Origin of the sequence: Microlunatus sp. GCM10028923, from assembly GCF_042666975.1 — a bacterium.
GTDB lineage: Bacteria > Actinomycetota > Actinomycetes > Propionibacteriales > Propionibacteriaceae > Microlunatus.
On sequence record NZ_JBHTFF010000002.1, the window covers coordinates 392602 to 411190 of the forward strand.

Genomic DNA, 18589 nt, shown 5'->3' on the forward strand with positions numbered 1-18589 from the left:
CGATGCCCGACACTTCGCCGCGGTACGGGCGGCTGACCTACACCTCGCTGCACGGGGTGAACGCCGCCGGCACCAGGATCAGCTCCGGCGGCTGGCAGATCGTCCAGGAGGACGGTGCGCTGAGCCGGGAGGAACGGGAGCAGCTCCGGGCCCGGGTGGCCACCCAGTTCGACGCCGGGGTGGAGATTCCCCGGTTCCCGACCCCGGAGCAGATCGCCGAACTGCCGCGCCGGATGGTCTACGCGCCGGTCGAGCCCGGTGCCGGGGCCGGACCGACGGCCTGGTGGCACGCCGGCCCGGCCGGCCCGGACGCGACCGGCCGGCCCGGCAACGTCTTCACCCACGTCGTGCTGGACCGGGAGCCCGGGGTCGCGGAGCCGGCGGCGGTGCGGCCGATCCAGCTCTGGCGCTCGCCGGACTGGCTCGCCCCGTACGGTGCCGATCAGGTCAGCCGGGCCCGGCTCGGCGACCGGCCGCGCCCGGAGCCGGGGACCATGATCACCGCGGACTCGGTGATCACATTCCTGCTCGACCCGACCCAGTTCCGGTTCGGGGTGCTGGCGGCGCTGCTCGACGCGACCGCCGCGGCCCTGGCTGGCGGGCCGCGGATCGTGTTGATCACCGAATCGACCGACCGGGCCGCGCTGTGGACGGGTGCGGTGTCGTTGCTGATGGCGGCCCGGCAGGCCGCCGGGTTCTCCTTCTCAACCCTGGAACGGATCCCTGCCGTCCCGAACGCTTTCGATCAAGGGGTGCAACTGGTCTGTGTACCGGTCGTCGACCAAGATCAGATCAACGCCGCCGCAGTCGACCCGCGCAGTCCGCTGCGCGCCCAGACGCCGGTGGTGATCATCGACGAGTCGGAACCGCTGGCCATCGGTGATCTTGACGGCGAGCCGCACCGGACCGCGGCCGGCGACCGGATCACCGTGACCGAGTGGTCGGTGCTGGCCCAGGTGATCTTCGGCGACGAAGCGGGCGCGGCCTGGGCGCTGGCCGAACTGGACCGGGTCGCCGGCCGGCTCGGCGGGGCCGAACTGCCGGCCGAGGCGGTGGCCTGGCCGCTGGCGATGGCGGTCGGCCGGGCCGGTGAACGGTTCGCCGACGCGGTCCGCGAGGCGGCCGCCGTGGTCACCCGGACCGGGCCGCAGCAGGCCGCCGGCCGGTCGGCGCTGCCCGACGACGAGGAACTGCACCGGACCGCGCGAGAGCTGATCGGGCGCGGCCTGGGCCAGTCCGTCGTCGACGCCTGGCGGGTCGCCGGCAATCCGGCGGCGCTGGCCCGGGTCGGCCGCCAGACCGCCCAGTTGATCATGGAGGCGTACGTCCGTCGGGCGGTGGCGGACCCGGCCTGGCTGGCCCGGCCCGGCGCCGCCGCCCTGCCCGACCCGGTCCCGCGACTGTCCGCGGTGACCGAGCGCGAGCTGATCGCCGGGGTCGCCGACGCCTGCGCCGCGATCGCCGCGGCCGAACTGACCGACGCGGACCGGGCGACCGCGGTGCTGCACCTGATCGACCTGCTGGCCCGGAGCGGCCTGGACCACCGGGAGCCGCCGGAGCCGCTGGTCGACGCCTTCGAACGCTGCTGCCACCTGCTCGGCCCGGAACAGCTCGGGCCTGCCCTGATCGAACGCACCGGCCCGGTCTCGGAACGGGCCCTGACCTGGGTGATCCGGCCGGTGCTGGCCGGGCAGGAGTGGGTGGTCCGCAGCACGATCGGCCGCCGCCTCGCCGCGCCCGTCGCCGAGTGGCTGTACCCGGAGGAGGGTGCGCCGCCGCCGCTCGGCCGGCTGGCCGTCGGCGACGACGACCCGTTGCGCTCCGAGCTGGCGTACCACCGGTGGACCACGGACCCGGACCGGCATCCGGCCGAGCGCCCGCTGGTGGCCTGGTCGGCGCTCCGGGCGCTGGCGCCCTACCAGTCGCCGCCGCCGGAGCTGGAACGCGCGTTCGAGGGCGGTGCCTGGCCGGCCGGGGATCTGCTGCTGATCCGGCGCCGCTGGCCGGCCGCGGTCGGCGTCCGGCAGTGGGCGCCGACGGTGAAGTCGGCCCCGCCGAGCGAGGACCTGACCCGGCTGATCGACGACCTCCGCGACCCGCTGTTGCGCGGCCTGGACCAGGATCGCCAGGTCGGTGCCGACCTGCTGGTGCTGCGGCTGCTGGCCCGGGACCAGTACTGGCTGCAGAACCGGCGCAGCCCGCCGGACGCCGAGGTGCAGGCGGTGATCTCGGGGGCGCTCTGGGCCTGGGACCTGCCCGGCCGGCTGGCCGAGGACGCGTCCGATGCGCTGCTCTGCGCCCTCGTCCTCGATGCCGTACGGGAGCTGGGCCTGCCCGCCGCGAAGCGGCTCCGGAGCAAGATCAACTCCGGCCGCGGGTTCGAGCTCAAGCTGGACTCGGCGTTGTTGATCAAGAACCTGTTCTCGGCCGAGCGCAAGGAACGCTGGCTGCGGGCCGCGCTGCTGGCCGACAGCGGCTTCGCGCTCGGCGGGGTGGACCGGACCGCGCAGCAGTGGGTCGGCTCGCTCACCTCGAGCCGCAAGTCGTTGCTGAACACCCTGGTCCAGGACTGGGCCGGGAACCAGATCGGGAACCGTTGGGAACAGGCGCGTCGGGTCACCGCCGAACGGCTGGCTCAGCGGTACGCCCGGATGGACGTCGACCGGCGAGCTCTGGAACGGCAGGCGGACGCCAGGCTGCGCGTGATCGCGCAGGGCGACCGGCCCGGCTTCCTCCGCCGCGGAAGGAACAACTGATCATGACCACCTATCTGCTCCGGGAGGGCCACTCGGTCCGGGTGGACGCGCTGCCGATCGCGATCCGGGTCCAGCCGGTCGGCGGCGGGCCGTTCGGTCACCGGGTCGAGGTCGCCGGCCGGAACGGCCCGGTCCGTACGGTGCGCCGGCCGGACCAGGTGATCGTGCCGGTGATCGACCAGCCGGTCCAGGTCAGCCTGTTGCCGGAGGGCGAGGCGTTCGGGCCGCAGAGCGTGGTCACGGTCGCGCTCGGACCGGACAGCCCGGCCGGTGGCGAGGCGGACCGGGCAGTGTTGGACGCGGTCGACCTGTCCGGGCTGCGCCGCCGGGACATCGTGATCATGGAACCGGACGCCGGCCGGATCAAGATCAGCACCATCGGCATGGTCAACGACGAGGCACTGCCGGCGACCGCCGAGATGGCCCGGGACGCGGCCCGCGGCGTGCTCGGCGTGCCCCGGCTCCCGGCCGAGCGCCAGGTCCGGCTCGTGGTCGGGCTGGACACCTCGGCCTCGATGCGACGACTGCCGGCCGACCGGCTGGTCCGGCCCTGCCTGGAGCTCTTCGCCGGCCTGGGCGTGGTGATTGCCGGCGACCAGACCGCGCACGGCACGCTGGTCGGCTGGGAGCCGGTACCGGTGCCGGCCGGCCCGGCCGCCGAGTTCGCCGAGTCCATGATCACCGGGTTGGCCGACCGACCGCTCGACATCGGCTGCCGGATCGGCGAGTTCGCTGCCGGTGCCGGCGAACGGGTGGCGTGTTTTCTGATCACCGACGCCGTCCCGCCGGCCCGGCCCGGGCAGCGGCTCGCCGGCACCGTCGTGGTCGGGGAGGCACAGTCGCCGGGACCCCTGCGGGACGGATCCACCGGGGTGCCCGTACTCTCTGATGATCAACGGCTGGACCGGGACCAGGTGGGGCGGATCGTCGCCTCGCTGCTGGCCGCCGCCGGGGCGTTGATCGGTGCCGAAAACCTGATCGGAACGCCATGATCATGACGAAGTGCCCGCGCTGCTTCCGGCGACTGCCGGACGGCGAGTGGGTGTTCGCCTGCCGGTCCGGCCGCTGCCAGGAGTACGAGGACCCGGTCGGCTCCGCGCACACCGGGATCGCGGTCCGGATCGGGCCGATGCACAGCGTCCGGCGCAATCCCGAGGTGAAGCACTGGCGGCTGCCCGACGACGCCCACCTGTGCCACTCCTGCCAGCAGCCCGGCGTCGAGGTCTGCCCGCACTGTCATTACGGGCTGCCGCCGGAGTGGCGGCTCGGGTCGGCGACCTGCATCGCGCTGGCCGGCGCCCGGGCGACCGGCAAGAGCGTCTACATCGGCGTCATGATCAAACAGCTCGACTACCTGCTGGCCCGGATGGGCTCGTCGCTCAAGTTCGCCACCGACACCTCGCGCCGGATCTACACCGACGTCTACCAGCGGCCCCTGTTCGAGGCTCGGGGGATCATGCCGCCGACGGCCGCGGCCGGCGTGGCGGATGCGTACCAGCGGGAGCCGTTGATCTTGAGCCTCGGCGTGATCGACGGCCAGCGCCGCTACCTGGTGATCCGGGACGTGGCCGGCGAGGACCTGGAGGCGAGCACCGTCGGAGTTGATCACCTGAGCTATTTCGCCCAGGCCGACTCGGTCTTCTTCATGTTCGACCCGACCGCGGTCAACCAGGTCCGGGAGATGCTGAAGGACCTGCTGCCGCCGCAGCTGCACGAGGCGGGCAGCCCCGAGACCGTACTCGAGAATCTGATCCTGCTGCTCGGCTCCGCTACCCCGCCGATCGCGATGATCTTGTCCAAGTTCGACACCATGCAGGCGCTCCGGTTGGTCCAGGGCACCGAATGGAGCCGGATCATGGCCAACCCCGGCGCCGCCTTCCAACGCGACCCCGGCCTGACCGCCCTCCGCTACGACGAGGACGACGGCGCCCTGCTCGACGCCGAGGTCCGCAGCCTGCTGATCCGCCTCGGCGCCGAACGCTTCCTCAACACCATGACCGCCCCGCACCACGGCCGCCCCTTCGCCCACCGCCTGTTCGCCGTCTCCGCCCTCGGCGAGGCCGCGGAAGGCGAACGCATCCACCACCGAGGCATCGCCTCCTTCCGCTGCCTCGACCCCATCCGCTGGACCCTCGCCCTCTAACCCCAAATAAACAGACCGCCGACTGGGCACAAAAGCAGGCGTTTCTGCGGCGTGTCGCTGCGGAGGTGACGGGTGGGCGTTTGGCCGGGGTGGGGGTCATGGCGGCGGTCCTTCATCGAGTGTGAGGTTGTGACCGCCCTGCGGCGCCCGTTCGGGGTCGCAACCTCACAGTCGGCGAGCATCCGGTGCGGGACGAGTCGGCACGAAGGGTTGGAGATCGCGGCGACTCGGGAGCGACGTGGACCGGTGGTCTTCGATCGCTTCCTGATCCGGCCGCGCCAGGAGGAGGCCCGGCCGCGGCCGCTGGGCTGGACCGCACCACTCCCGTCGTGGCGGTGGGGGAGCATGGTGGGACCGGGGGATATAGCGATGCGAACCAAGGGGAGGAGAAGCATGCCGTTTGTCGAGGTCGAGGGTGTTCGGGTGCACCACGTGATCACCGGGCCGGACGATCCGGCGGCGCCGACGGTGGTGCTGGTGCACGGGTTCACGGTGGATCACCGGGTGCTCTCGGGGCCGTTCGAGCCGGTGTTCGAGGAGCGGCCCGAGTGGCGCCGGATCTATCTCGACCTGCCCGGTCACGGGCGGACCGCGGCGCCGGAGGTGGCCAGCAGCGACGACGTGTTCCGGGTGCTCCGGGCGGCGGTCGAGGCCCTGGTCCCGGGGCGGTACGCCGTCGTCGGCCAGTCCTACGGCGGCTACCTGGCCCGCGGTCTCGCCGTCGCGCACGCCGACCGGTTGGACGGGCTGGCGATCATCGTCCCGGTGATCCTGCCGCGGCACGAGGAGCGCGACCTGCCGCCGCGTCAGGTGCTGGTCCGCGACCCGGGTCTGGCGGAGCGGCTCGGCGCCGACCTCGACACCGAAGACCTGCTGGTCGTGCAGACCGAGCAGAGTTGGCGGGCTTTCCAGACGTACGTCCAGCCGGGGCTCGACCTGGCCGACCCGGAGGTGACGGCTCGGATCGCGGCCGGCTACCAGGGCAGCTTCCCGGTCGAGGTCGCCGACTTCCCGCACCCCTGCCTGATCATGGCCGGCCGGCAGGACCACATCACCGGGTACCGCGACGCCTTGACCATCCTGGAGCGCTATCCGCGGGCGACGTTCGCAGTGCTCGACCAGGCCGGCCACGGCCTCGACGCCGAGCAGCCGGCCCTGGCTCGGGCCTTGTTCGGCGACTGGCTGGACCGGGTCGCGACCGCCGGCCCGGAGGTCGCGTGAACTGAGGTCGCGTCGGGTGGCTGTCGCGAAAGCTCTTGAACTCGACCGGTTCAACGTTGGAACGGCCTCCAGCGGTCCAGCTCAAGAGTTCTGGCGACACCGCGGCCGGCAGAGACCCGGTCGAGAGGGGGCCGACTAGGCCCGCGCAGCCCTGACCTGGGCGGCCAGCCCGGCCACGTCGACCGGATGCGTGGTGTCGACCCGGATCACCGGCCCGAGCCGCAGCGGTTCGGCGTGCCGCTCCACTCCGGTCCGCTCCTGGTCGGTCATCCGGACACCATGGATCGGGTGCCGGGACGGCCAGCGTTCCTCGTTGCGACGCCGCGCCAGCTCGGCCGGGACGTCGCACCAGACCTCGACCACCCGGTCGACGCCGGCGCGGGCCAGGCCGGCGACGACCAGCTCCCGTACGTCAGCGCGCCAGGAGCTCTCCAGCACGGCACCCGGCGTCGCCGTGGCCAGCAGGGCCCACATCGTCTCCGACGCCGCGGCACCGAGGGCCCGGTTCCAGTCCCGTTGCGGCCGGCCGTCCGGCGGCTCGGCGCCGAGGATGTCGGCGTGGGCCTCCTTGATCACGTCCTTGCTGATCAAGGGCAGCCCGAGCGCCTCGGCGAGCGGGGGCGCCAGGGTCGACTTGCCGGCCGCGGGGACACCGTTGACCAGTACCACCAGTTGATCACCGCGCACGCTCGGAACCTTGATCAGGCCGCGGCGAGCGGCCGGGTGGAGCGGATGATCGCCAGCTGGCGCGGTCCGGCCTTGCGTTCGACCGTGTGGACACCGATCTGGCCCAGCTCGGTCAGTTCGGCCTCGACCTCGGCGAGTTGATCGGGGGTGATGCCGTGCCCGGGCCGCTTGAGCAGCCGCTCGGCGATCAGCATCCGGCCGCCGGGGGCGAGCTTGGCGGTGAGGGTGGCCAACCCGGCGGCGCGGTCGTCCCAGTGGTGCATCGAGGCGACGCTGAAGATCACCGTGAACCGTTGATCATCGAAGGGTACGTCCTCGGCGCCGGCCACCCGGATGTCGGCGCCGGGCACCCGGCGGGACACCATCTCGACGAAGGCCGGTGACGGATCGACCGCGGCGACCCGATCGGGTCCGAGCGCCTGGGCGGCCAGGTCGACCGCACCGCCGGCGCCGCAGCCCACCTCGAGGACGCGGTCAGTCGGTTGCAGCCGGGCCTGTTCGACCACCACTCGGGCCGTCGACGGATTCCGGGTGAACAGCGCGTACAGCCGGGAGGCCACGCGAGAGAAGCCTGCCATGCTCCGAGCCTAGAGCCGTGGCCGCCGGAACCGGGTCCGGGACGCCCCTGAGTCGCCCCTTTCTCGACGCCCACAGCACGCCGCCGATCACCGCCAGGCCGGCGATGATCACCACCGGCCCGACCTGCTCGCCGAAGGCCAGCCAGGAGGAGGCGACGCCGACGATCGGCACCAGCATCGAGAACGGAGCGACCTCGCTGGACGGGTGCCGGGCCAGCAGGCCGTTCCAGAGTCCGTACCCGATCAAGGTGGCGATCAACACGATGTAGAGCAGACCGAACACGGCCGGCACCGCCTCCGGAGTGATCACGGTGATCATGGTCTGGCCGATCCGGGCCGGGCCTTCGAAGATCAACGACATGATCAACAACGGGATCGGCGGCACCACCGACATCCACAGGGTGAGCCGGAACGGTGATGGCGCGCCGGCCTGCCGGCTGCAGATGTTGCCGATCGCCCAACCCAGCGCCGCACACAGGGTCAAGATCACCGGGAGCAGGCTGGCGTACTGCGCCCGGTGGAACGCGATCACGGCGAGCCCGCCGACCGCGACCAGGATGCCGGCCACCTGCCGCCCGGACAGCCGTTCCCGCAGCGCGACCGCGGCGATGATCACGGTGAACGGGGCCGAGGCCTGCAGCACCAGCGACGCGAGCCCGCTCGGCATCCCGGCCGCCATGCCGACGTAGAGGAAGCCGAACTGCAGTACGCCGAGCCCGAGCCCGGTGCCGAGCAGCCAGCGCAGCGGCACCTTCGGCCGGGGCACCAGCAGCAGGGTCGGGACCGCGATCAGGGCGAACCGCAGGGAACCCATCAGGAACGGCGGGAAGTGCTGCAGAGCGATCGCGGTGGCCGGGAAGTTGAGACCCCAGCAGACGACGACGAAGAGGGCGAGTAGGCGATCGCGGACGGACACGCGGCCAGTCTGCGCCCCGATGATCGTGAAGGACAATCACAATTCTCTGCCAGGTAGTTGTAGCTTGGCTTCATGGACGGCTCGTGGCGCGGACTGGACCGGGCCCACCTGGTGCTGCTCCGCGAGCTGGCCGACCGTGGCTCGGTCAGCGCCGTGGCGCGCGCGACCGGCCGGACCCCGTCGGCGGTGTCGCAGCAACTCAAGGTGATCCAACGGCAGGTCGGCGCCGAGCTGGTGCAGCGATCCGGCCGCGGGGTACGGCTCACGGACGCCGGCCGGGCCCTCGCCGACGGCGCGGTCGGCGTGCTGACCGCGTGGGCGGAGGCCGAGTCGGCCTGGCTGGCGTACCGCACCGAGGCGAGCGGCCGGGTCCGGATCGCGTTCTTCCACTCGGCGTCGGAGTTGCTGCTGCCCGGGCTGCTGGAACGGCTCCGCGCGTTTCCGCAGATCGCGCTCGAGTTCGGCGACGAGGACGTCGGTCAGACCGAGTTCGCGCCGCTGACCAGGGATTACGACATCGTGGTCGCGCATCGCTCGGACCAGCGACGGACCGCCCGCGGCGGGTTGCGAGTGGTCCAGCTGCTCCGCGAGCCGATGGATGTGGCGGTCCCGCTCGGGCACCGGGTGGCCGGTCGGCGCAGCGTCGCCCCGGCCGACGTGATGGACGAGAACTGGATCGCGCCGCCGGAGGGCTTCCCGATCGACCGGGTGCTGACCGCGATCGCCGCCCAGGCGGGGGTGGCGCCGCGGGTGTTGCTGCGGACGACCCACCTGCCGCTGATGGAGCGGCTGGTGGCCGGCGGCCACGGGATCGCGCTGCTGCCGCGCTACACGACCCGGGACCGCAGTGCCGGCCGGTTCGCCCTGGTCCCGTTGCGCGACGAACGGGCGGCCCGCTATCTCGGCGCGCTGGCTCGGCCCGACCGGGCGGCCCGGCAGGCCGTCCGGGTGGTACTGGATCAGTTGACCGCGGTGGCGGCGTCCGTCACCGATCCTGCGGAGGAAGGATGATCATGAACGCCAAGCCGCTGCGTCGGTCCAGCCGGGTGCTGCTCTTCGGGCCGGCGCACGAGTTGATCTTGATCAGGCGAATCCGGTCGGGCCGGGCGCCGTACCTGACCACGCCCGGTGGGGGAGTCGAGCCGGGCGAGACCTGGGACCAGGCGGCCGCGCGCGAGTGCCGCGAGGAGGTGGGAGCCGAGGTGATCATCGGGCCGACCGCCTACGTCGCGTACGTGAACACACCGCGCCGGGCGATCCAGCGCTACGCCCTGGCGAAGTTGATCACCCTGGACGACGGCGCCCGCCACGGCCCCGAGTTCGAGAACCCGGCCCGCGGGCGGTACGAGACCGTACTGATCGGGCTGGATGATCAAGAACTCGACCTGCTCCGGCCGGCCGAGCTGGTCCCGATCCTGCGCGACTTCGGCGCCGACCTGGCCGCCCAGGCCAGCGCCCTCTAGCGGTGCCCTAGCCGGTGATCTTGCCCGGGTTGAAGTTGCCCTTCGGATCGAAGGAGGTGAACAGCCCGGTCATCAGTTCGGCACCCGCCGGCGACAGGTCCTCGACCAGCCACGGAGCGTGCTCGACGCCCACCGCGTGATGGTGCGACAGGGTGCCGCCGTTGTCGACGAACGCCTGCTGGATGGCCTGCTTCACGACGTCGTACTGCTTCAGCGGATCGATCTTGTCGAACTTGAACGCGAACGTGAAGTAGAGGCAGGCGCCGGAGTGCTCGGAATGGGAGAGGTGGCACATGATCCACCCCTTGACGCCGATCTCGTCGAAGGCGGAGTTCGCGGCCGCGACCACGGCGTAGTAGAGCGTCTTCAGCTGCGACCACGGCGCCGCGGTCTCGGACACGTCGCCGGCCGCGCCGCGGTCGAGCAGGAAGTCGCGGAGGTACGGGGTGTCGAACTTCTTCTGATCGTAGAGCTCGCCCGGGCCCTTGCCGAGGACGATCGCGCCGTGCTTGCTCACGATGTCCTTGACCAGCTTCTTCTGCCGGGCCACATGCTCCTTGCTGCCCTCGTACCCGATGAAGGAGAGGCAGACCTGATCAAGGTCCCAGCCGCGCTTCTCCAGCACCGACATCAGGCCCTTGCTGATCATGGACGACAGCGAGAAGCCCGGCTTCTTCTTCCTGGTGGCGAAGGAGAAGCCGGTCTCGTGGGAGTCGGAGACGCGAGTGATCGACGGGGTGGCGTCGCTCTTCGAGATCGCGTGCATGGCGTCCAGGCCGGCTTCCCAGTTCGGGAACAGATAGCCGAGGACCAGCCGCTCCTCCGGCAGCCGGTGCACCTGCACGGTCACCTCGGTGATCACGCCGAGCCGGCCCTCGCTGCCCAAGATCATCTCGCGCACGCTGGGCCCGGTCGAGGTGCCCGGCAACGGCCGCAGCACCAGCAGCTTGCCCGGCTGGACGACCCGCAGGCCGCGGGCGATCTGCGCGATGTCGCCGTACTTGTCCGACTGCATGCCGGACGACCGGGTGGCCACCCAGCCGCCGAGGGTGCTGTGGGTGAAGCTGTCCGGGAAGTGGCCGAGGGTCCAGCCGCGCTGGCCCAGCTGCTCCTCGAGATCGGGGCCGAGGGTGCCGGCCTGGATCCGGGCCAGGCCCGAGGTCTCGTCGACGTCGATCACCTTGTTCAGCCGGCCGAGGTCGAGCGAGATCACCGGCCGGGTCTCACCGGTCGGGGCCTCCAGCGAACCGGCGATGTTGCTGCCGCCGCCGAACGGGATCAGCACCGCGTCGGCCTCGACGGCCGCGTCGACGATCTCCCGGACCTCGTCCTCGTCGGCCGGGTACAGCACCACGTCCGGCACCCGCGGGATGTCGCCGTTGCGCAGCCGGACCAGGTCCCGCAGGCTCTTCCCGTACGTGTGCACGATCCGGTCCATCGGCTCGGTCACCGCGTTCTCGGCGCCGACGACGTCGGTCAGCCGGGCCAGCAGATCGGCGCCGATCCTGGACTCCGGGATGTCCAGCCCGTCGAAGTCGACGGTCAGCTCGGGCACCTCGTTGAGATCGAGGTCGACGGCCTTGATCACGAACGGCGCCATGCCCGGCTTGTCCTCGTGGTGGAAGCCGACACCCTCGACTCCCCAGCCCCACCACTTCATGTGCTTGACGTTTGGCATCCAACATCCCTTCGTAGGCCGCCCCTTGGCGCGCCGGTGGTGATCAGCGGCCGCGCGCGGCCCGGTGCTCTTCCGCCTCGTCGATCAGGCCACGAACCTCCTTGGCCATCCGCGCCGCGAACTCCGGCACGGTCTCGTCATCCTCGGCGGTCATCGGTGCGCCGTAGTTGACGTACACGGACGGGCGACCGCGTTTCGGCCAGTTCGCGCCGTACGGCATCGCGTCGTAGGCGCCGACCAGGCCGATCGGCAGGCACGGCACGCCGCGGCTGCGGCAGAGCGCGGCCGGTCCGGCGGTGAACGGCGCCATTTCGCCGGTACGGGAGCGGGTGGCCTCCGGATAGAGCAGCAGCGGTACGCCCTCGTCCAGCAGCATGCTGGCCATGCCGCGTCGCTCGCTCTTGCCCTTCTGCCCGGCCCGGTTGATCGGGAACAGGTTGAAGAACAGCGAGGTCACGCCGCGGCGCCACTTCACGTCGAAGAAGTAGTCGCCGGCCGCACCGACCGCCATCCAGCGGGACAGCTTGCGCGGCAGCGAGCCGAGGATCAGTGGCGTGTCCAGGTGACTGGCGTGGTTGGACACCACGATCACCGGCGAGTCGACACCCTTCAGCCGCTCCCGGCCGAGCACGGTGACGTCCGTGATCGACCAGACCAGGGACTTCATCAGCAGCCGCTGGGTGACGAACCGTGCTCCCGCCCGGATCGGTGAGGTGTAGCTGCTGGTGCTCGACACGAGGTCAACTGTATTCCCGCACTGCCGGATCTGTGATCCCGCCTGACCAAAGCAGGCTTGCGCAGGCCCCGCCCATCGAGTCCCGAGCGTGGCTCAGGGAGTGAGCGACCAGAGCTGTTCGCCGGGCAGCGGCTCCATGCCGTCGGCCACGTCGCGGTCGAGGGTGACCCGCAGGCCCGGGAAGCGCCGGCCGATGGCCCGGGCGTATTCCTCGGCGGCACCGGACTCGGCCCGGTAGGTCCGCAGCACGTGCGGGCCGAACCAGAGCTGCACCCGCTGTTCGGCGACAGCGGCGTGTTCGGGGCTCCATTCCTGGAGATCGGGGGAGGTGTGCGTCGCCATTACGGCGCGGTCGAGCACGGATCGGGGGTCCGCAGAAGTCATGCCCCAAACACTCTCGTCAGTCGAGGGGACGCCGCTACCACAGTTTGAGGACGTTTGGGACGTTTTTGAGGTATTTTTGAGGAAACACGAACATTCGAGATGTGCGGGGTCGATATGACGAACGAGCAGTTGCGGGCTGCCATGGCACGGGCGGGCGTGTCCATTCATGATCTTGCTGCGATGACCAGCCGGGACCCGAAGACGGTCAGTCGTTGGATCGGCGGCCGGGTGCCGCATCCGCGCCAGCGCTACCTGGTCGCCAAGCACCTCGGCACCGACGAGGGCCGGCTGTGGCCACAGTCCCGGCCGGAGAGTGTGGACGGTTCGCCGACCGGCGACCTGGTTGCCGCCTATCCGTACCGGTCGAGCGTGCCGGCGGGTGACTGGTGGTCGATGATCACCGGCGCGGAACGCCAGATCGACCTGCTCGGCTACACGCTCTATTTCCTGCCGCTCGATCATCCGGAACTGTTGTCGACGCTGGCGCAGAAATGCGCGCAGGGCTGTCGGGTACGCCTGGTGATTGCCGATCCGCGATCGCCGCATGTCGCGAATCGGGATCAGGAGGAACAGCATCCGATCACCTTGGTCGCCCGGATCGGGACCACCCTGAAGTATTTCCGCAAACTGCGAACCCAGGCGAATCTCGAATTTCGTTATCAGAATGTCCCGCTCTACAACTCGATCTTCCGGTTTGATGATCACATGCTGGTCACCCCGCACCTGTACGGCACGCCCGGCGCCCAGGCGCCCACGCTGCGGCTGCGCTGGAACGGCCACAATGGCTTGTTCACAAGGTTCACCGACCACTTCGAGAGTGTCTGGCTGACCACCACTCCGGTGCCCGACGAGGACTGGGCCTGACCATGGGGCGGGTCGACTACGACAACGGCGAAGGTCCCGCCCCGAATGCGCTGGTGGTCGCGTCGTCGGCCGTGGTCACGGATGAGCGTGGCCGTATTGTGCTGCATCGGCGCGTCGACAATTCACTCTGGGCTCTTCCCGGCGGCGCGATCGAATTGGGTGAATCGGTACGGGACGGCACCGTGCGTGAGGTTCTCGAGGAAACCGGGCTGGAAGTCGTCGCCGATTACGTGATCGCCGTCTATTCCGATCCCGGCCATGTGATGGCGTACGACGACGGCGAGGTGCGCCAGGAATTCTCGGTCTGCGTCAAATGCAGTGCCGTCGGCGGTGCGTTGCGGGTCAGTCCGGAGTCGCACGAGGTGCGCTGGTTCCGGCCGGCGGCGATCGGCGGGCTGCGGATCCATCCGCGGATCCTGGTCCGGATCACCGACTACCTGGACGGCACCCGGGCCGCCCTCAGTCCATGATCGTCAGCGCCGGCCGGACGAGATCCGGGCCGAGACGGCGCCGATCACCCGCCGCGGCAGATGCCGGGCGAGGAAGATCAACACCTTGTAGCGCTTGTACGGGATCGAGACCGGTCGGCCCCGGGCGGCGTCGACCAGGCATTCCTCGACGACCCGGTCCGCGTCCAGCCAGAGCGGCCCGGGGATCTTGGACGTTTTCAGGTTCGCCCGCTCGTGGAACTCGGTCCGGACCCAGCCGGGGCAGAGGGCGGTGACGGTGACCCCGGTGCCGCGCAGCTCGACCGCCAGTCCCTCCGAGTAGGAGGTCACCCAGGCCTTGATCGCCGAGTAGTTGCCGAGCACCACGAAGCCGGCGGTGCTGGAGACGTTGATGATCTGGCCGTGCCCGCGGTCGGCCATGGTGCGCCCGGCCGCGCCGCCCAGGGTCAGCACCGCCTTGCACATGACGTCGATGCCGTGCTCGTGCGCGGTCGGGTCCTCCGCGGTCAGCTTGGTGTGCAGGCCGAAGCCGGCGTTGTTGACCAGGATCTCGACCGGCCGCTCATTGTCGGTCAGCCGGTCGGCGACCCGGAACACGTCCTCGCGGACGCCGAGATCGGCCGGCAGGACCTCGACGGCGACGGCGTACCGCTCGGACAGTTCGTCGGCCGCCTGCTTCAGCCGGTCGACGTTCCGCGCCACCAGGATGAGGTCGGTGCCGCGCGCGGCCAGGGCCCGCGCGAACGCGGCGCCGATGCCGGAGGTGCCGCCGGTGATCAGAGCTGTCGCCATGGCAGACACCCTAGGTCTTGTCACTGGGTGGCCGCGGCGTGCCCAAATCCGTAGCCCAAGAAATGACAAATCGATGGACTTATATCAGGCTGGTCGGGTGATGCCGAATCTCGTGGCCGAGGCACTGCCGGCCGTACTCCTGGACGACCTGGTCAACTCGGTGACGGAACGCACCGGCAGCGAGCGGATCGGGCAGGCGTTCCGGCGCAGCTTCGGCAACACGATCGAGACGACGATCCAGGCCGACGACGAGGGCCGGCCGTTCGTGATCACCGGAGACATCCCGGCGATGTGGCTGCGGGACTCGTCGGCCCAGCTCGCGCCCTATCTCGGCCTGGCCCGTGATCATGAGCCGATGGCGGACCTGATCGCCGGCGTGATCGGCACCCAGTTCCGGTTGATCACCGTCGACTCGTACGCGAACGCCTTCAACCGGGCGCCGACCGGGTCCGGGCACCCGGGCGATCTGTGTGACGACCCGCGGATCTGGGAGCAGAAGTACGAGATCGACAGCTTCGCGTTCCCGCTCTGGCTGGCGTACCGGTTCTGGCGGCTGACCGGCCGGACCGACTTCGCCGGTGACGAGTTCTGGGCCGCGGCCCGGGTGATCGTCGATCAGCTCCGGCTCGAGCAGGACCATGAGGGGCGCTCGGCGTACCGCTTCGTGCGGGAGGTCGGGATCGAGACCGAGACCCTGTCCCGGGACGGCCTCGGTGCGCCGGTCGGCTTCACCGGGATGACCTGGTCCGGCTTCCGGCCCAGCGACGACGCCTGCACCTACGGCTACAACGTGCCGGGCAATCTGTTCGCGGCAACCGCACTGCGGCACCTGGCCGAGCTGGCCACCGCGATCGGCGGCGACCAGCAGTTGGCCGACGACGCGGAGCGGCTGGCCGGCGAACTGGCCGACGGTGTCCGCCGGCACGGCATCGTCCGGCATGCCGATCATGGTGAGGTGTACGCCTACGAGGTGGACGGCCTCGGCAACACGCTGCTGATGGACGACGCCAATATGCCCAGCCTGCTGTCGCTGCCCTGGCTCGGCTGCGTCGACCTGGACGACCCGGTCTACCAGGCCACCCGGGCGCTGGTGCTCAGCCCCGAGAATCCCTTCTATTACGAGGGTTCCGCGGCCTCCGGTATCGGCAGCCCGCACACGCCGCGCCGTTATGTCTGGCCGATCGCGCTCGCCGTGCAGGGCCTGACCAGCGCCGAACCCGCCGAGCAGCGGCGGCTGATCGAGCTGTTGATCGACACCGACGGCGGCACCGGCCTGATGCACGAGGGCTTCGACGTCGACGACCCGACCCGGTTCACCCGCCCGTGGTTCTCCTGGGCCAACGCCATGTTCTGCCAGTTGATCTTGGAGTACACCGAGCTGGCCTGAGCGCCGGCGAAAACCGGTGGAGGCTCGCCGAGGGCGGGCCTAGGGTGACGGTGTCCCTGTCCCCAATGCCGAGTGGCTGGAGCGGATCATGCGTCGCGTCAACACGGGCCGGTCGGCCCGCTAACTCCTCCTCCGTCGGTGCACCGAGGGTGCACCCGGCGTCCGAGCACGCGCGCCGCCGGCGTCGATGTCGACACCTTTCCCGGGTCCGTCGGACGCTGCTGCCCGCCCGGGCACCTCTCCTTTGTCGCCGATGGGCCCACCCCTGCCCTCGGAGACGCATGCCTGCACGCCCTTTTCCGCTCGATCCCGACCTTGATCAACATCTGCTCGATCCGCGCCTGGCCGCCGACCTGGTGGCCGGCGCGGAGATCCTTCCCGACGACGTGGTGCTCGACGTCGGCGCCGGCACCGGCGCCCTGACCGGGGCGATCCTGCGGCACCGGCCGCGCTCGGTGATCGCCGTCGAGCCCGATCCCCGCTGCCTGGCCGCGCTCGGTGGCTTGCCGGGCGTCGACCTGCGCTCGGCCCGGATCCAGGACCTCGATCCGGCCGAGCTGGACGCGGTCACCCGGATCATCGCCAACCCGCCGTTCTCGGCGCTGCACCACGTGATCGGGCTGGCCCGGCGGCTGCCCCGGTTGCGCGCAGCGGACCTCTGCGTCGGCCGCCGCTGGGCCGCGGCCGCGACGGCGATGCCGGCCGATCCGTACTACTCGGTGATCACGCTCGACGTGACCGCGCGGTTCTCGGTGGCGGTGCGCCGGACCGTGCCCGGATCGGCCTTCACCCCGGCGATCGCGGGCTCGGCGGCCTGGGTCCGGCTGCTGCCGCTGGCCCGGCCGGACCCGCTGCTCGATCTGCTCGCCGTGGCCGTACGGGAGCATTCCGGCCTGCGACTGAAGCAGTGGCTCCGGTCGCCGCCGGCGAACCGCCCTCCGGTGCGGGACCGGGTGCGGGCGCTGCGGGCCGATCCGCTGGTCCGAGCCCTGCAGCAGCGGCGGCTGTCCGCCCTGACCAGACCCGAATTGGCCGCTCTCGTGGGGTGCCTGCAGCGGTGCTAAAACTACAGAATCCGGACCGGACCGGCGGGTGATTCTGTCGGAGCCTCGGCAACTTGACGGCGTGGGTGCCCGGTTTCCCCGTCTGGGTTGGGGCTACGGTGGTCGTTCCAGCTTCGGCGGACGCTGCAGAATGCGGCCGGCCAAGGCGAGATTCTGTAGGTTCCGATCGGGGTGAAAGGCGGGCGAGGTGCCGGAGCCGAAGGCCGTGCTGCCCAGACTGCGTGCCGAGATCCTGACCGGCGTCCTGAAGCCCGGTGACCCGGTGAACGAGGTCAAGCTGGCGGAGCGGTACGGCGTCAGTCCAACCCCGGTCCGCGAGGCCGTCTGGCAGCTGATCTCGGAGGGCTACATCGAGGGCGGCCGGAACCGGCGGCGCCGCGTGATGAAGCTGAGCCCGGAACGCGGCGTCGGGATCGTCGAACTGCTCGGCGTCCTGATCCCGGCCGCGCTGGAACGGGCCGGGCGCTGGGCGCCCGGCGTCGAGCTGGACCGGCTCGCCGACGGCGCCGACGCGATGGCCAACTCCCTCGACCGGCAGGATCCGGGCGCGGTCATCGGCGAGGCGGTCGGCTTCGTCGACCTGCTCGCCGAGACCTGCCGCCAGCCGCAGCTGGGCCGCCAGCTGAACGAGACCGTGCGCCGGGCCGGGTCGCTGATCCTCTTCCCGGCCGAGGTGTGGACGCCGTGGTCCGGATGGTCGGCGCAGCTGCGCTGGATCGCCACGGCGCTGCGGGACCGCCAGTTGCGGCTCGCCGCGAGTGCGTACACGGAGCTCATGACGGGCTTCGCCGACCGGATGCGGGCCGTGCTGCCGCAGCTCGCCGAAGGGCCCGACCGGCCGCCGGAGGCCGTGGGGCGGACCCGGCACGAGGAGGTCGTCGAGCAGCTGCAGGACGACATCCTGAGTGGCGTACTGAAGCCCGGCGACCCGGTCCGCGAGACCGAGATCTCGGCGCGGCTCGGCGTCAGCAGTACGCCGGTCCGGGAGGCGATTCGGGTCCTCATCGCGGTCGGGCTGATCGACGGCCAGCCGCACCGGACCCGCCGGGTCTCGGTGCTCAGCGCCGAGGAGTATCTCGCCGCGGTCGACCTGCTCCGCCTGCTGCAGACCTGGCTGCTGCCGCGGGCGCTCGGCGCGATGTCGGAGGAGGACTTCGGCGGCTTCATCGCCCGCGCCGAACTCGCCGCCGAGCGGTTCGAGCAGGACGATCCGGCCGGACTGCCGCCGGCCGTCTTCGAGATGTACGAGGAGCTCGGCCGGCACGGCAATCACGAGGTCGCGGCGGCCTTCGTCAGCTCGCTGCGCCGGACCCTGCCGTACTGGCGCTCGTACGACCTCGCCCCGCACCGCCACTTCACCCGTGCCCTGGCCTCGCTGCAGTATCCGGTCCGGATCGCCGGCGCCGCGGCCGCGATCGACCGGCTCAACCGGGAGCGCCCCGCCGACTTCACCCCGCCGGCCCGCTGATCG

The 18589-nt window shown here is 71.2% G+C and carries 18 protein-coding genes; 11 read left to right on the forward strand and 7 right to left on the reverse strand.

The genetic code is table 11. The annotated features are described in order from the left end of the window. Positions 1 to 2: 2 nt before the first annotated feature. The 4 genes from ACFQU4_RS05995 to ACFQU4_RS06010 all read left to right on the forward strand — a co-directional run bounded on the left by ACFQU4_RS05995 (position 3) and on the right by ACFQU4_RS06010 (position 6120). Positions 3 to 2756 carry a hypothetical protein gene (locus tag ACFQU4_RS05995; RefSeq protein WP_377488062.1) on the forward strand — a complete coding sequence of 918 codons (2754 nt, stop codon included), beginning with the start codon at positions 3 to 5 and terminating at the stop codon, positions 2754 to 2756. A gap of 2 nt (positions 2757 to 2758) precedes the next feature. After that, a complete protein-coding gene (locus ACFQU4_RS06000) occupies positions 2759 to 3748 on the forward strand; it encodes a hypothetical protein (RefSeq protein ID WP_377488065.1) in 990 nt (329 codons plus the stop codon). Next, positions 3745 to 4899: a hypothetical protein gene (locus tag ACFQU4_RS06005; protein WP_377488068.1), complete on the forward strand. Its 1155-nt coding sequence runs from the start codon at positions 3745 to 3747 to the stop codon at positions 4897 to 4899. Before ACFQU4_RS06000 ends, ACFQU4_RS06005 begins: the two co-directional genes overlap by 4 nt. 393 nt (positions 4900 to 5292) lie before the next feature. Then, positions 5293 to 6120, forward strand: coding sequence for an alpha/beta fold hydrolase (locus tag ACFQU4_RS06010; RefSeq protein WP_377488071.1), 828 nt, complete (start codon positions 5293 to 5295; stop codon positions 6118 to 6120). Between the two features lie 135 nt (positions 6121 to 6255). Here ACFQU4_RS06010 and ACFQU4_RS06015 read toward each other — a convergent pair whose 3' ends face one another. Genes ACFQU4_RS06015 through ACFQU4_RS06025 form a run of 3 tightly spaced genes read right to left on the reverse strand, consistent with a single transcriptional unit; the run spans position 6256 to position 8301 of the window. Continuing rightward, positions 6256 to 6807, reverse strand: a complete 552-nt coding sequence (locus ACFQU4_RS06015) for an AAA family ATPase (RefSeq protein WP_377488074.1) — start codon at positions 6805 to 6807, stop codon at positions 6256 to 6258. A 14-nt stretch (positions 6808 to 6821) separates the two neighbouring features. Beyond that, positions 6822 to 7385, reverse strand: coding sequence for a class I SAM-dependent methyltransferase (locus ACFQU4_RS06020; protein WP_377488077.1), 564 nt, complete (start codon positions 7383 to 7385; stop codon positions 6822 to 6824). Next, the gene (locus ACFQU4_RS06025; RefSeq protein WP_377488080.1) at positions 7282 to 8301 is read right to left on the reverse strand and encodes an EamA family transporter; all 1020 of its coding nucleotides are present in this window, start codon (positions 8299 to 8301) and stop codon (positions 7282 to 7284) included. The genes ACFQU4_RS06020 and ACFQU4_RS06025 overlap by 104 nt, the downstream gene beginning before the upstream one ends. 72 nt (positions 8302 to 8373) lie before the next feature. Here ACFQU4_RS06025 and ACFQU4_RS06030 point away from each other — a divergent pair, with 72 nt between their 5' ends. Both ACFQU4_RS06030 and ACFQU4_RS06035 read left to right on the forward strand, forming a co-directional pair. After that, positions 8374 to 9312 (forward strand): LysR family transcriptional regulator, encoded by a 939-nt coding sequence (locus ACFQU4_RS06030; protein WP_377488083.1) that lies wholly within the window; start codon positions 8374 to 8376, stop codon positions 9310 to 9312. Next, positions 9309 to 9764 (forward strand): NUDIX domain-containing protein, encoded by a 456-nt coding sequence (locus tag ACFQU4_RS06035; protein WP_377488086.1) that lies wholly within the window; start codon positions 9309 to 9311, stop codon positions 9762 to 9764. Before ACFQU4_RS06030 ends, ACFQU4_RS06035 begins: the two co-directional genes overlap by 4 nt. A gap of 7 nt (positions 9765 to 9771) precedes the next feature. On the opposite strand, the gene ACFQU4_RS06040 is transcribed toward ACFQU4_RS06035, so the two are convergent. From ACFQU4_RS06040 to ACFQU4_RS06050, 3 genes are all read right to left on the reverse strand, one after another. Then, positions 9772 to 11442 carry an FAD-binding oxidoreductase gene (locus ACFQU4_RS06040; RefSeq protein ID WP_377488089.1) on the reverse strand — a complete coding sequence of 557 codons (1671 nt, stop codon included), beginning with the start codon at positions 11440 to 11442 and terminating at the stop codon, positions 9772 to 9774. A gap of 43 nt (positions 11443 to 11485) precedes the next feature. Beyond that, positions 11486 to 12178: a lysophospholipid acyltransferase family protein gene (locus tag ACFQU4_RS06045; protein ID WP_377488092.1), complete on the reverse strand. Its 693-nt coding sequence runs from the start codon at positions 12176 to 12178 to the stop codon at positions 11486 to 11488. Positions 12179 to 12271: 93 nt separating this feature from the next. Next, positions 12272 to 12562, reverse strand: a complete 291-nt coding sequence (locus tag ACFQU4_RS06050) for a hypothetical protein (RefSeq protein WP_377488095.1) — start codon at positions 12560 to 12562, stop codon at positions 12272 to 12274. Between the two features lie 141 nt (positions 12563 to 12703). On the opposite strand from ACFQU4_RS06050, the gene ACFQU4_RS06055 reads away from it, so the two are divergent. Further along, a complete protein-coding gene (locus tag ACFQU4_RS06055) occupies positions 12704 to 13426 on the forward strand; it encodes a hypothetical protein (RefSeq protein ID WP_377488098.1) in 723 nt (240 codons plus the stop codon). Positions 13427 to 13428: 2 nt separating this feature from the next. Next, complete coding sequence (locus ACFQU4_RS06060) at positions 13429 to 13896, forward strand: NUDIX domain-containing protein (RefSeq protein WP_377488101.1); 468 nt, start codon at positions 13429 to 13431, stop codon at positions 13894 to 13896. A gap of 3 nt (positions 13897 to 13899) precedes the next feature. Here the strand turns inward: ACFQU4_RS06060 and ACFQU4_RS06065 are convergent, their stop codons facing one another. Next, entirely contained in the window at positions 13900 to 14667 is a 768-nt protein-coding gene (locus tag ACFQU4_RS06065) for an SDR family NAD(P)-dependent oxidoreductase (RefSeq protein WP_377488104.1), read from the reverse strand. A gap of 100 nt (positions 14668 to 14767) precedes the next feature. Here ACFQU4_RS06065 and ACFQU4_RS06070 point away from each other — a divergent pair, with 100 nt between their 5' ends. The 3 genes from ACFQU4_RS06070 to ACFQU4_RS06080 all read left to right on the forward strand — a co-directional run bounded on the left by ACFQU4_RS06070 (position 14768) and on the right by ACFQU4_RS06080 (position 18586). Further along, entirely contained in the window at positions 14768 to 16054 is a 1287-nt protein-coding gene (locus ACFQU4_RS06070; protein WP_377488787.1) for a glycoside hydrolase family 125 protein, read from the forward strand. Positions 16055 to 16335: 281 nt separating this feature from the next. After that, the gene (locus ACFQU4_RS06075; RefSeq protein ID WP_377488107.1) at positions 16336 to 17118 is read left to right on the forward strand and encodes an rRNA adenine N-6-methyltransferase family protein; all 783 of its coding nucleotides are present in this window, start codon (positions 16336 to 16338) and stop codon (positions 17116 to 17118) included. Positions 17119 to 17305: 187 nt separating this feature from the next. Beyond that, positions 17306 to 18586: a GntR family transcriptional regulator gene (locus tag ACFQU4_RS06080; protein ID WP_377488110.1), complete on the forward strand. Its 1281-nt coding sequence runs from the start codon at positions 17306 to 17308 to the stop codon at positions 18584 to 18586. The last annotated feature ends 3 nt before the right edge of the window (positions 18587 to 18589 follow it).